Genomic DNA, 13,998 nt, shown 5'->3' with positions numbered 1-13,998 from the left:
CTTTAGCTCAGTTGGTTAGAGCAACCGGCTCATAACCGGTCGGTCCAGGGTTCGAGTCCCTGAGGGTCCACTTTCTTTTTATAATTTGGCCTCATGGCTCAGTTGGTTAGAGCGCCGCCCTGTCACGGCGGAGGTCGAGGGTTCAAGTCCCTCTGGGGTCGTTTCCAGTTCATTTATTTTTATGGGATCTTAGCTCAGCTGGGAGAGCATCTGCCTTACAAGCAGGGGGTCACAGGTTCGAGCCCTGTAGGTCCCATTAGTGTAAATCGCAAGCGATTTACTAGCATAATTTTTCTTTCAGAAAAATTATACGTTTGCCGTAGTGGCGGAACTGGCAGACGCGCGGGACTTAAAATCCCGTGGTGGCGACATCGTACCGGTTCGATTCCGGTCTACGGCATTCACTCTTTTGAGTGAAATTAAATAATGTGTGTGCGTAGCTCAGCTGGATAGAGCACTTGGCTACGGACCAAGGTGTCGGGGGTTCGAATCCTCTCGCGCACGCTTATTAAAAGAGATAGGAATAATCCTATCTCTTATTTTATTGACTATTTAATTAATTGATTTCGTCCCTGTTCTTTAGCAACATATAAATTATTATCAGCTTGTTTTAATACTGTTCTTACATTCATATTAGGTTTAAAAATAGCTGCGCCTAAAGAAACAGTACATTGTACCATTGTATTTTTTAAAAGAAATTTATGTTCTGATACATCGATGCGAATTGCATCAAGATAACTTAGGAATTCTTCATAGGCTATATTATGATTTGCCATTAGAAGAAATTCTTCACCACCCCACCTACATATAAATAAATTGTCTGATGAGTATCGAGTGAGTATAGTTGCGATTCTTTTTAGAATCACATCTCCATTATCATGACCATATGTATCATTAATTTCTTTAAAATGATCAATATCTATCATTGCCAAAGAAAAATATAAGTTTGGATGACGAGTGCAAACCTTCTCTTCCTCATTTAAAACTGCATGCATATAATATCTATTGCCTAGTCCTGTAAGTTGGTCGTAATCGGCTTGGTTATGCAGGGCTCTGAATTTTATTTCCATTTGTCTTGTATAAATTCTAGTGAATGTAATTATTCCCAAAAATGTGAGAAACGAATTTAAAATCATCATAAATATAATGTATTTTTGAGGAAGTGGGTCTTTAAAAGGGAAATCAAAATATCTAGTAATTAAATATAATGAAATGTATTCTATGAAAAAAGGCATGTTATATTTGTGATGTATGCAGCTCTCTTTTTGGCGTTTTGCCCAGGATTTATATAGTCTTTCATAAATGTGCATAGAAGCGCAAACATCCACAGATGAATACCGCAGTCCCACCCAAATACAAGTGTAGTAGATGCAATAAAAACTAATATTTCCAATAATATCAGGTGTAGATAAATAATAGCGACCTTTCTATTTTTATTGATGAAAAGGAAACCAATGAGATAAAAACTTATACTTATGATGTTTACAATAAATAAATGTTTTGGACTGAGAAAGAATAGAGGTATTGCAAAAATAACATGAATTGCTAGAAGAAGACAATTTATTTGGAAATATTGCTTCCGTTCAAATTCATTTATATTGTATTCATTCATTAATGGATTTGTTTGCATATTTTTATTCCTTTAAATCATAGATTGCAAATAATTGTCAATTAAAAATGGATTCAAATTAGGTCAGTAAGAGGTCATACTATTACATTCATAATATATTATTGTTATGTATTTATTGAGAAGATATTGTGACAGAAATATTTAATAATAGAGCAAATGATGTATATTAAATTTTGTTATATAAATAATAGAATTTTAATATTGAATTATAAATTTAAAATTTGTTAGTATCTATTATAGTAAACATAAGGAGAAGAATTATGGTGGTAATTATTAATGAGGACATGGTAACAAATGTAGAGGAATATTTACCTCTAGCAAAAGCTTTTGCAGAAGATGCTGTAAAAAATGACAAAGGATGTATTTCTATGGAAGTATTAGTCGATGAGAATACACCTGGAAAAGTGTTGTATCTTTCTCACTTTGAAACAGAGGAGGATTTTAAAAATCATGCACAAGGAGATACATTTAAAAAGCATGTAGAAGGTCTTGGAAAATATTTTATTTCTGCAAAAGATTATGTATTTAAGCAAGCATAGGCACGGTATCAGTAATGGAAATGGAACCCAAAGAATTGACATAATATAACGGGGTAATAATTAAACAAAAAGTGGGGTATTAGAATGAAGACAGAACACATTGTACTTGACGAAAAAATGAATGTTACATTGGATGCGTATATCCAGGGGACAGCAGGAGAGTATAGATCTATTACAAAAAGACCGGCAGTAATAGTTATTCCTGGTGGTGGATATATGTTTTGCTCAGATAGAGAGGCAGATCCGGTTGCTTTTGCTTATTTATCTGCAGGCTATGACACATTTATACTTAGATATTCATTAAATGAAGATGCAGTATGGCCAAAGCCACTTCAAGATTATGAAATGGCATATAGTTATATATCAGAACATGCACAGGAGTGGAATGTTAATATGGACAAAATTGCTGTCTGCGGCTTTTCGGCAGGTGGGCATTTAGCAGGAGCAGTTGCCACTTTGGCGGAGCACAAGCCTCAGGCTGCGATACTTGGTTACCCTGTTTTGGCAGAGACAGTGGATGAAATATTAAAGGACGCTCCATATATTTACCAGAAAGTTGATAAGGACACAGCACCATGTTTTTTATTTGGATCACGCTCTGATAGTGTTGTTCATGTAAATAATCTTATTAAAATGCAGCAAGCACTTGCTGATAATAATATTACTTTTGAAGCACATATTTATCCTTTCGGTCCTCACGGATTCTCAGTAGGAAATGATGCAATTCAAGGAAAAGGTATGGCTTTTTGTGAAAGAATTCCTCATTGGGTAGAGGACAGTATTGGTTTCTTGCAGGATGTTTTAGGAAAATTCAAATCAGATCAAAAGCCAGGAGAGGGTAATACAGGTCTTGAAGAACCAGTTTGTAAGCAGCACGTTGATGATGACGGGGAAGCTTGGCTTTCTGTGGATTGTACTATTGGAAGAATTTTTGGAAATCCTAAGGCAGTAGAGAAGCTAGATAAACATATAAAAGTTATGAAGGAATACGTAGTTCCATTTTCGCCAGAAATGTCTTTTGATGATATGATGGATATAATGAGAATGACAAAACTAAAGGATTTATTGATGGAACGTCAAATCCCAGTTGATATTAAAGAAATCAATGAAATTCTTAACACAATACCAAATATTTAAAGGTTATAAATGAGGGTCACAATCGTGGCCCTTATGTTAGTTTTACAACATTTTTTCTATGTTGAGAAACTTTAATAACTCTGCTATGATGTGAATATGAGTGCGACTATTAAATTTTCCGTAATAATGCCAACTTACGGGGTTGGCGATTATATTGGTGATGCTTTAGGTTGTCTAATGATGCAGACCTACGATAATTTTGAGGTAATTATAGTAGATGATTGTTCACCAGACAAATCAGGGGATATAGCCAAATCATTTGTCGAAAGAGATGATAGATTTTTTTACTATAGACATGAAGTAAATCAGGGCGTTTCGGCGGCGAGAAATACAGGTGTGCAAAAGGCCACAGGAGACTATATCTTATTCTTAGACCCGGATGATTTATATGAGAGAAATCTTCTGAGAGTTTGTGCCGCTGCGTTATCTAGAAACCCAGTTGATTTGTTAGTTTATAGCTTCACAGAGGATTATAGAAATGCTGCAGGCCGCATCGAATATATGAAGGGTGTATCTCTTGAAGATATGGATTATGATGACGACACAGTAACTACCAATGATCCGGCCACTATCCATAAAATGGTAATGCAGATGGAAGAGATTACTATGCTGGGGTATCCATGGAACAAGTGTTACAAAGCCAGCATAATTAAAGATAATAATTTGCAATACCAAAAAATAAAGCATGTTGAGGATATTTTGTTTAACTGCGACTTTTTAGATTACACCAATTCTTTGACAGTGATAAATGATGTGCTGTATCACTATAGAAATCAAGGTCAGCCTAGACTTACCGGTGGTGCTATTGATGATTATTTTTCTTTGCAGAGTATAAGAATAAAGAGACTTTTCGACCAACAGCAAGAATGGAAAACTTGCGATTTTGAAGCCCTTGGTATTTTAGCTAAGGAGTACTTTAGAAGCTTTCAATCTGCAATGGTTAGACAATTAGAATCAGGAACCAAAACAGATGACATTTTAGCTTGGTGTAATAAACAAACAGAAACTGAAATGTATCAGGAATTGAAAAAGTACTTACCTAACGATTCCAAGACTGTAAAAATGTTATATAAACCACTTTCCGAGGGAATGTTTGGTACTGCATTAAAAAGAGCGCGATTAATGAAATATACAAAACAGTATTTTCCAGGTCTGTTCAATAGAGCAAAGCAGATTCGCTGATTTGCTTTTACATATGTTTAGCAGTATAATGACCTTAGGTTTTTAAAGAGGAGGTTAAGGATGACAGATCAGGGATTTTTAATTTTCTTTTTTGTATTGATTTTGTTAGTAGTTATTGTTGCTGTTATTGCAGTGGTTTCCGCAGTGTCTGGAGCGGCTGCAGCGATAGTTGATGACGAGGACGAAGAAGATTCGTAAATGAGGTTGTATTTGTAGGGCACCTAAAAGGTGCCCTACAGTTTTAATAGGAGTAAAATTTGGATATAAAAGTTTTAATTGCACTACATAAAGCTTATCAGATACCAGAAGATGGCATATATATTCCACTGCATGTTGGCGCAAGTGGCAAAAAAAATATAGGCTTATTATCTGATGGACAATCCAATTCAAGAACAATTACAAGAGATGATCAAGGGGATAATATTTCCACCAAGAATCCTTATTATTGTGAATTGACAGGATTATATTACGGATGGAAAAATGTTGATGCTGATGCAATTGGACTAGTGCATTATCGTAGATATTTTTCTATGAAATCACGTAAATATATTAAAAGACATGGAGCATTTGGTTCTGTGCTTACATATGATGAGGCTACAGCTCTTTTGACTAGAGCAGATATAGTAGTCCCTAAAAAACGCAGGTATTATATAGAAAGCTTATATTCTCATTATGCACATACATTAGATGGAACACACTTGGATTTGGCCAAGGAGATTATTAATGAGAAATATCCTGAGTATATGCCTGAATTGGTAAAGGTATATGATCAGTCCTGGGGCTATATGTTCAATATGGCTATTTTCCATAAACAGCTATTGGATGAATACTGTACCTGGTTATTTGATATTTTGCAGGAATTAGAGACAAAAATAGATGTATCCCAATTAGATGCATTTTCAGCCAGATTATTTGGCAGAGTTAGCGAAATACTTTTCAATGTCTGGATTACAAAAAAACAATCTGAAGGATTATCAGTTGTAGAATGCAATGTTATTGATATGGAGCCTATAAATTGGACTCGTAAAATATTAGGATTTTTACAGGCTAAATTCTTTGGAAAAAAGTATTCAAAAAGTATGTAAATATTTATAGAGAGAATGATTAATGAAAATATCTGTGATAACTCCCTTTTATGAGGGGGAAAAATACATGCATGATTATGTTTCCTGCATGGAAAAAAATAAAGCAAATCTAGAGCAAAAAGGTCATGAATTAGAAGTGATTCTTGTCAATGATAGTCCATGGAAAACATTGGCAGCACCTGAAAATGCTGGTCAGTATTTTAAAGTCATTACTAATGAAAAAAATCAGGGTATACATTACAGCCGTTGTAGTGGCTTGGCAGCTGCAACAGGTGATTATGTAATGTTTTTGGATCAGGACGATTTACTTGAGGATGATGGATTGGCTAGAGTAGCTGAGACTGCAAAAGAAAATTTTGATATCATTATCGCAAATGCGAATCTAGAACAATCTGATGGAAGCAGATTATTGTGGTATAGAACGGCATATCATTGGCAGTTGGTTTGGGATTTGAAGACTTACTTAGAAATAGGAATTCAAATTATCTCCCCAGGACAGTGCTTGATAAAAAGAGATGCCATTCCAGCCTATTGGACAGAAAATATAGTTAGAGTGAATGGAGCAGATGATTATTATCTGTGGCTTTTGATGATGGCTAGTGGGAAAAACTGCGGATTATATCAAGGAAAACCTGCTTATATTCATAGATTTACAGGTGAAAATATTTCTGCAGATACAACTGCAACAGATGATTCTGTTTATGATTTTATTGAACTGCTTCAGGATTGCGATTACTTTAAACAAGCTGATGCATTTAGACTACATGAAATGATTACCTACAAGGCACAGTTTAGAAAAAGTAATTTGTTAGGGAAAATAACTTCTTCTTTAGCAAATTTAGACATCTTTTGGGCAAACTTGATTTTTAAAAGAAAAACCAATACCGCCTATGGCTTCAATAGATAATTGGGAGAAAACATGAAGAAAACAGTAGTGTTACTTGCTACCTATAATGGACAGCAGTATTTGCGTCAACAATTAGATAGTATTTTCAATCAAACATTTCAGGATTTCTATTTAGTTATACATGACGATGGTTCTACTGATGGAACTTTAGATATTATAAAAGAATACTATGAACAGCATCATGATAGAGTAGAAATAATATATGGTCAAAGATGTGGTAGTGCCAAAGCTAATTTTCTTTATTTAATGACACAGGTTGAGGCAGATTATTATTTCTTATGTGATCAGGATGATGTTTGGCTTTCGGACAAAATGGAAAAGTCCATGGCTAAAATGATTAGCACTATTGATGGTGATGAAAAAACACCAGTTGCGGTATTTAGCGATATGACTGTTGTTGATAATGAGCTTAATAATATGTCAGACTCATTTATTAACTATATTGGACGCAGCCCAAGGAATATTGCATATACACAGATTTTAATAGATAATCCTGCAGCAGGAACTACTATGTGTATTAACCGAGCATTGAGGGATATTGCGGTTTCGAAAAAGAGCATTAATTGGGACCATATTCCTATGCATGATGCATGGTTGATGGAGTTGGCTGCCATTTTTGGCAAAGTGGGATATGTAGATTCTGCATTGGTATATTATAGACAGACTGGACATAATACCATGGGGGCAAGTACGGAATCCACTATTGATAAAATTGGCCGTAATTTGGATACTGCCAACAAAGGATTCTTAGCAAAAAAAAGAGATTTTATCAATGAAGCTCGTTATTTTGCAAGGGAAGTTCTTAAACTAGAGGATATTCCTGAGGACAAGCTTAAGGTATTAAGTGATTTCGTAAATATAGGTACAAAGCCTAAATTACATAGAATAAGATTTTATAGAGAGAATAATTTCACTAGAGCACATCATAATTTGTGGATGAGATTATGGGTATAGGAGAATAAGTAAGGTGGAAAAATCAGCAGTATTTTTTGATATAGATGGTACATTATGGAATTATGAAAAATACATTCCAGATAGTGCGAGACTTGCAATAAAGAAGCTTAGAGAGAATGGACATCTTGCTTTTATTTGCAGTGGACGAGCTAGAGCTTTTATTCAGGATAAGGATTTATTGAGTCTTGGCTTTGATGGAATAGTTTGCTCCTGTGGATGTCATATAGAAATCGATGGCAAAATTTTATACGAGAAAATAATTGAAAAGGATTTTGCTAAAGAGACAATTGAAACAATTCGTAAATACGGATTTAGACCAATCCTAGAGGGACCAAAGAATATTTATATGGATGACAATGAGTTTGGTCATGATGATCCTTTTGGAAATATTTTGAGACGTGACGTAGGCAAAGACTTAGTGTCAATTGGCGGTGATTATTATGGAAAGTGGGTTATCAATAAATTATCTTGCGCCACTGATGTTGAAGCAGATAAGAGGTTAGAGTGCTTTGATTGGTTATCTAATGAGTATTCTATAATAGCCCACAATGATAATGTTTGTGAATTGGTTCCAGCTGGACATAACAAGGCAACTGGAATGATGAAGGCTTGCGAATTAGTTGGAATTGATCCTAAAAACACATATGCTATTGGTGATAGTGAGAATGATTTAGACATGCTGGAGGCTGCGGGAATAGGTATTGCCATGGGCAATGGTACAGAAAATGCAAAAGCTGCAGCAGATTATGTTACTACAGCTTTTGATGATGATGGAATTTACAATGCCCTTAAACATTATAATTTGATTTAAATTGTCTCTAGCTTTGAAGAGACTTCTCCATCAATATTAATATAAAATGATATTTCACAGTCTTCCTGAATAGTTTCAGGGAGACTTATTTTATCTAATAAATCTTCATTTAGAATTGTTCCATCAAAAACAGCGGAGAAATCTTTTCCTTTTTCCATGGAAACTGATGCTTCTGTTGAAAATATAATAATTTCGTCTGTAGGGCAGAGATTTTCGATTTCATATACTTCCTGCTCATAGGTGATATGCAAATTGCAGGTCTCCACATCTTCCACCTCTTCCGCGTCTTCTTCATCTTCTTCGATTTCTTCATCCAACATCGTGAGTTCTTCATCTAATAATTCATCAGACTCATTAACTAATTCATCCTCAGCAGTTTCACAGGAAGGTCCATTTGTATCATTTTTTTCAGATGGGTCTGTGGAATCTGGTTCTTCTAGTTCACTTTCTATGTTACATTCTTCTGTTGTACCACATTCTATGTTATTCTCAACCGCGTCTTCCTGGTCAGCAGGTTCATTTTCATAACTAACAACTTCTTGTTCAGGTTCTGAAACCTCTTCATTGTTGTCAGTGGTTGTTTCCTGTATAGTTTCTTCGCAAGCTTCCTCTGGAAATTCTTCATTCGCATATACGGTATTATACGAGCCCATTAACAAAGCCAGAGATGATATAATTGGTAAAAATTTTTTCTTCATAACATTGTCCTTCCTTGGTTTAATAATTGATTTCAATACTATCGAGAGAAACACGAGCTGTTGCAGTTACGGGTTTACCAACCTCGTGGCCGCCGGTATTATGGGAGTATGAATATAGCTTTACAACTAGATAGGCCCCTTCTAATTCTGCATCGGAGTAATCTCTTAAGTCGAATTTATAACTAGCCTGAGAATATCCACCATGCGATGGCGAACCAGTATATAGTGTTCGTTCGGACATTATCGTTCCGTGGCTGTTGTATAGAATGAAGGTGCTTTGACTAGCAGTTGCAGTTACAGTAAGGAATTTCGCTCCCGGTTTAATTACTCCAGCACTTAGTGAACATTGGGTTGAAATGGAGGCTGACATAACAAAGTCAACACCTTTATTGATTCTACTGTTAGTTTGGCTATCTGAGGTTTTGCCGGTAATGAATTGGCTGCCAGGTTTATACACCTGATTTCCTTTCACTTTTGCAACTCGCGTTGTTTTGGCGGGAACAGTAGTGTGGTCAAAATCAGCTGTATATATAAAATAGTTGGAGTCTTGGGATGAAATAATAGTGGAATCTGTTATTGAAATAGAGTGTCCACAGTGTACGCAGGTTCCTGTAGCAGTACATTCTTTATGGTCGGCAGAAAAATTATATGTATATGAATAGGCGTGATTATTTATCTCACAGTTAGAAAGCTGCACATATGTCCATTCGATTACAGGAGAAACATCACCGCCATAACAACTACCAGCACCTACTTTTCCTTTTGCATGATTAATGCCTTGCACCATAACCATAACGCTTATCTTAGACGACCAAATGTATTTAGATGGTAAAGTTATTGTTTGAGCTGGAGAATAAGTAGTGCATTGGTCTATTACTTCTAGAGTTGCTGAATCTCTAATAAGCCATTGATATCTACAATCAAAATTACCTGTATGCGAAAATGAAATAGCAGATACGCCTACTGGTTTATACACAGAATATGAACCATAGCCATAATGATCACTATTACAAGTGAAACCTCTATGTCCTACACGTGCTGTTTTGTTACATCCACCAATAGTGAATGCAGCACCTGTTTCTGAAAAAGTTTGCCCCTGTTTAGCAATTGCATTAGCTACTGCATTAGAATCAGTTGCAGTATTTGAGTGCTTTGAGTAATAACGCAACAGCCATTCTTTTTTTAGAGTTGCAGCAGTGGTATCTCCATCAATAAAAGTTCTAAGACGAGCCCACATACTATCATTTGAGAACCAGATGGTATAGGCAAGCCAGTCGTAGTCATTATCACCAAGTGAATTGTTGTTGTAATCGCAGTCTCCATCACCAGCAAAAATTGGAGAGACATTAGAAATCGTATATGCATCTGAGGTGCGAATATCTGATGCCTTTCCATAGGACGCTACTATATTTTTAAGTAGTTCACCGACTTTTACAGAGGAATCGTTGTTGGCGTTGGAAAAGAATTCCTGGCCTTTGCTGCTATTAAAACCTTCTGTAGAAATGGACATTAGGTTATAAAGGGCAGAATTATTGTTCTTAGCTGCAATAGCATTTGAACCTCTATTAACATAATCTGATACTAGATATGAAATGTATGATTTACACCAATTCTGTTGCTCAGTAGATAGACTATTCCACTTATGAGCTAGGATGGCTAAAACTTTTAAATCCCAATAATCCTTGCTGGCAAATCCATATTCAAATACGTTATCTGTTTTCTTATAACCGCTGCCAATCATAAACCCTGATTTAGTAAGGTTTACGATGGCATCACAAAAGACTGGGTGAGTTTTGTAATTTTTACAATAGTTATCAAAAACAGTTGGCTTGTTATTAATCCAGTTAGTAACAAAATCACTGTTAGATGCGATTGTCGAATACAAAAATGGATCAAAATCGGGGTTGTAGGTTACCTGAATGCCTTTTGATGATTTGGTTACTCCCGTTGCAGAGGTGTAGTCACTGTAATAGGTGTTTGACCAACCAGAGGTAGATGTTTCTTCTTGAAACAAGCGAAACCATTGACCTTGTATTACAGCATTTTTATCAGATGCTCTTGCTGTTACATACTTAACCAAATCGCTTCTAAATGGAATGAAGGTCATGGTTGATTCTTCTGCATGAGCGATATTCCCAGTCCCTAAAATAGTTAATGTCATTACGATAAGGGACAAGAGAACATTAAAAGCTTTTTTCAAATTTTTCCTCATTAAACTCTCCTTGATTAAAATGGTTTAAAAGTACCATTAACATAATATCCATAGGCACCAGTGGACTGATTGTATCCGAAAACAAAGTCTTTTCCATACTGTGTTAGCCTATTTTTTAATGCATCGATTTGTTGTTGGAAGTCATCGCCCTGTGAGTTGATGCTTTGATTAACTTCAGAAAACTGATTTTCCATGCTTTGATTAACTTCAGAGAATTGATTCTCAACGCTTTGATTCATGTCAGAAAATTGGTTGTCCACACTTTGGCTCATCTCATTAAACTGGTTTTCAACAGATTGGCCCATTTCATTAAATTGGTTTTCAACTGACTGACCCATTTCAGTGAACTGATTATTAACGGATTGATTCATTTCGTTAAACTGATTGTCAACAGACTGATTAAGGCTTTCTAGCTGAAGCTGGAAGGATAATCGTAGATTTTCAAGTTCTTCAGCAGTTGTCTTTTCCAAGTTACTAATGATGCCCTCTATATCAGCAAGACGCCAAAAGTTTGGATCATCAGGATTTGCTGTATTGTCATCTGATAGAGAAATATATAATTTACCATTGTAGATTACATAATCTCCGGCGTTGTATATTTCATTAGTCGCGAAATCCTTTGCACCCAATGAATTCTCATAAGTTGTTCGCAAATCATCAATTATGGAATTGAGGGTAGCAGTATTGTCGGCTAATCGATTATCTGAATATGTCTGCAGCTTTTGAAGAAGCTCATTAAGCTCCTGATATCTTGCATCACCAACGTTGGTATTTGCGGTAATTTCGTTTTCAATTATTTGTTTTAATTGAGTAATGCATTGTTGGTTCTCGTTGTACTTTTCGTTGATAACAGAAGAAATGGAATGAATACTATCAGCATTCTTTTCAATTTCGGAATAAATAGTTGAACTCTCTAAATACTCTGTCATAATTTGGTTTAAAGCTTCATTTTGAGCAGTGGTAAAACCATTAGAAGATTCTATGTAATCAGAAAGCATAGATAGTATTTTTCTTTTGGCAGCTTCCTGATCGATTGTGCCATCTCCATATTCTGCAATGGCCTCTAAATATGAATTAGTAATATATTCCTGCAGCTCGTCTACAGTCAGCTCCGAGGCTGAAACAGAGTCCATTTTATTTATATTTTTAATACCTGTGATGATAAAGTGACTGATTGTAAGTAACAGCACTAATGCAAGAGTAGATATAAAGATTGCAATTTTATTTAAGGTACCATCTGGATACCTGTATGTTTCCATGATTTCCTGAAAAAGGGTATAGTCGTCCCTTTGTGATTCTTTTCTTCTTTTCATTAAACTCGTTCTCCTTAATAAAAAATACTGGTATGTTTCGTTTTTTGTAGCAAAAAATAAATAGTAAAGTACACTTCCTCCTTTGTTTTATTTGTTTTTCGCCAATATCTTTTATATACAACAATCAAAAATGGAATAATTGGTGGACTCACCAATGAATGTGTCGATTGGACACGAGTGGTAATATAACATGTTTGAAAAATAATTACAAGAGAAATTTTTATAAAAATTTGTCAGTTAACTATAATGTTTATCGTAGAGTGCATAAAATAAAGGCTAGGAGCTTATTGATTAATTTAAAATTTTTTTTAAACGGCCTTGTCTATATGTTATTTTATCAAGACATTGACAGAAATAAAAAATTTAACTATTATAAATAAAGTTTTAAATGCAATGATGAAGAGGAGTATGCAATGTCGTCCTGTAGAGAGGGTCATTCATCGGCTGAAAGGTGACCTAGGAGCTGAGTTGCAGAAGGTAGCTTCGGAGCAGGTGGTGAACAAAGTGGTACAAGCCAGATAAGCCATCCGAGTCGTTCCCGTAAGGAATATGATGAGTTATAAATGCAGGTGGTAACGCGAATATTCGCCCTGTGTGTCGAATTTACCGACACACAGGGCTTTTTTAATTCATATGTATATTAAGGCGGCACAAAAGAGTAAATAGCTTGTAGCTATACAATCTCTGAGTGTTGCTGAAGGAGACGTGTTAGTCGACGAAAGCAATATCTCAGGATTGTGAGCGTAACAAGCGAGAGAAAAACTTGGAGACGCCGTAGTTTAGAAAGGAATTAAGGATGAAAGAATTAGCAAAAACTTATGATCCAAAGGGGCTAGAAGACAGACTCTATAAAAAGTGGGAGGAGAATGGCTATTTCCACGCTGAGGTAGACCGTAGCAAGAAACCATTTACTATTGTAATGCCACCTCCAAATATTACTGGACAGCTTCACATGGGCCATGCCCTTGATAATACAATGCAGGATATTCTTATTAGATATAAGAGAATGCAAGGTTACTCGGCTTTATGGCAGCCAGGTACAGACCATGCAGCTATCGCTACAGAGGTAAAGGTTATCGAACACCTTAAGAAGCAGGGAATTGAGAAGGATGATCTTGGTCGTGAAGGATTCCTTGAGAAATGCTGGGACTGGAAGGAAGAGTACGGAACACGTATTATTAACCAGCTTAAAAAGATGGGTTCATCTGCTGACTGGGAGCGCGAGAGATTCACAATGGATGAAGGCTGCTCAAAGGCTGTAGAGGAAGTATTCGTTAAGCTTTACAACGAAGGCTACATTTACAAGGGAAACCGTATTATTAACTGGTGTCCAGTTTGCCAGACTTCTATTTCAGATGCTGAGGTAGAGCATGAGGAGCAGGCAGGACATTTCTGGCACATGAAGTACGAAATCGTAGGCGAGCCAGGTCGCTTCGTAACATTCGCAACTACACGTCCAGAGACAATGCTTGGTGATACAGCTGTTGCTGTTAACCCTAAGGATGAAAGATATCAGGATATCATTGGTAA

The 13,998-nt window shown here is 35.9% G+C and carries 13 protein-coding genes and 5 tRNA genes; 14 read left to right on the top strand and 4 right to left on the bottom strand.

All coding sequences use genetic code 11. The features are described from left to right. The first annotated feature begins 1 nt into the window (after position 1). From E7276_RS14515 to E7276_RS14495, 5 genes are all read left to right on the top strand, one after another. A tRNA-Met gene (locus tag E7276_RS14515) sits at positions 2-70 on the top strand. Between the two features lie 17 nt (positions 71-87). Then, positions 88-161, top strand: a tRNA-Asp gene (locus E7276_RS14510). Between the two features lie 22 nt (positions 162-183). After that, a tRNA-Val gene (locus tag E7276_RS14505) sits at positions 184-256 on the top strand. A gap of 60 nt (positions 257-316) precedes the next feature. After that, positions 317-400 (top strand) — tRNA-Leu (locus E7276_RS14500). 30 nt (positions 401-430) lie between these two features. After that, positions 431-504, top strand: a tRNA-Arg gene (locus E7276_RS14495). Positions 505-548: 44 nt separating this feature from the next. On the opposite strand, the gene E7276_RS14490 is transcribed toward E7276_RS14495, so the two are convergent. Continuing rightward, on the bottom strand, positions 549-1,310 hold the full coding sequence (locus E7276_RS14490) for a GGDEF domain-containing protein (protein ID WP_294219140.1): 762 nt from the start codon (positions 1,308-1,310) through the stop codon (positions 549-551). Between the two features lie 580 nt (positions 1,311-1,890). On the opposite strand from E7276_RS14490, the gene E7276_RS14485 reads away from it, so the two are divergent. From E7276_RS14485 to E7276_RS14450, 8 genes are all read left to right on the top strand, one after another. Then, entirely contained in the window at positions 1,891-2,169 is a 279-nt protein-coding gene (locus E7276_RS14485) for an antibiotic biosynthesis monooxygenase family protein (RefSeq protein ID WP_294219138.1), read from the top strand. An 84-nt stretch (positions 2,170-2,253) separates the two neighbouring features. Next, complete coding sequence (locus E7276_RS14480) at positions 2,254-3,306, top strand: alpha/beta hydrolase (RefSeq protein WP_294219135.1); 1,053 nt, start codon at positions 2,254-2,256, stop codon at positions 3,304-3,306. A 96-nt stretch (positions 3,307-3,402) separates the two neighbouring features. Next, complete coding sequence (locus E7276_RS14475; RefSeq protein ID WP_294219132.1) at positions 3,403-4,488, top strand: glycosyltransferase family 2 protein; 1,086 nt, start codon at positions 3,403-3,405, stop codon at positions 4,486-4,488. A gap of 60 nt (positions 4,489-4,548) precedes the next feature. Continuing rightward, positions 4,549-4,686: a hypothetical protein gene (locus tag E7276_RS14470; protein ID WP_294219130.1), complete on the top strand. Its 138-nt coding sequence runs from the start codon at positions 4,549-4,551 to the stop codon at positions 4,684-4,686. A gap of 59 nt (positions 4,687-4,745) precedes the next feature. Next, entirely contained in the window at positions 4,746-5,573 is an 828-nt protein-coding gene (locus E7276_RS14465; RefSeq protein WP_294219127.1) for a DUF4422 domain-containing protein, read from the top strand. Positions 5,574-5,595: 22 nt separating this feature from the next. Continuing rightward, positions 5,596-6,480 carry a glycosyltransferase family 2 protein gene (locus tag E7276_RS14460; RefSeq protein ID WP_294219125.1) on the top strand — a complete coding sequence of 295 codons (885 nt, stop codon included), beginning with the start codon at positions 5,596-5,598 and terminating at the stop codon, positions 6,478-6,480. A 12-nt stretch (positions 6,481-6,492) separates the two neighbouring features. Further along, positions 6,493-7,434, top strand: a complete 942-nt coding sequence (locus E7276_RS14455; protein WP_294219122.1) for a glycosyltransferase family 2 protein — start codon at positions 6,493-6,495, stop codon at positions 7,432-7,434. A 13-nt stretch (positions 7,435-7,447) separates the two neighbouring features. Then, a complete protein-coding gene (locus E7276_RS14450) occupies positions 7,448-8,245 on the top strand; it encodes a Cof-type HAD-IIB family hydrolase (protein WP_294219120.1) in 798 nt (265 codons plus the stop codon). Here E7276_RS14450 and E7276_RS14445 read toward each other — a convergent pair. The 3 genes from E7276_RS14445 to E7276_RS14435 are packed head-to-tail and all read right to left on the bottom strand — an operon-like array spanning position 8,242 to position 12,468. Beyond that, a complete protein-coding gene (locus E7276_RS14445; protein WP_294219117.1) occupies positions 8,242-8,943 on the bottom strand; it encodes a hypothetical protein in 702 nt (233 codons plus the stop codon). The genes E7276_RS14450 and E7276_RS14445 overlap by 4 nt on opposite strands. Before the next feature lie 19 nt (positions 8,944-8,962). After that, a complete protein-coding gene (locus tag E7276_RS14440) occupies positions 8,963-11,155 on the bottom strand; it encodes a hypothetical protein (RefSeq protein ID WP_294219115.1) in 2,193 nt (730 codons plus the stop codon). A gap of 14 nt (positions 11,156-11,169) precedes the next feature. Beyond that, positions 11,170-12,468 carry a hypothetical protein gene (locus E7276_RS14435; RefSeq protein WP_294219112.1) on the bottom strand — a complete coding sequence of 433 codons (1,299 nt, stop codon included), beginning with the start codon at positions 12,466-12,468 and terminating at the stop codon, positions 11,170-11,172. 796 nt (positions 12,469-13,264) lie between these two features. On the opposite strand from E7276_RS14435, the gene E7276_RS14430 reads away from it, so the two are divergent. Further along, positions 13,265-13,998 (top strand): class I tRNA ligase family protein (locus E7276_RS14430; RefSeq protein ID WP_294219110.1); only part of this gene is annotated, 734 nt, incomplete at its 3' end.

The organism is Pseudobutyrivibrio sp., from assembly GCF_015057185.1.
In the GTDB taxonomy this organism is placed as follows: Bacteria; Bacillota; Clostridia; order Lachnospirales; family Lachnospiraceae; genus Pseudobutyrivibrio.
This window is presented reverse-complemented; position numbering and strand designations above follow the sequence as displayed.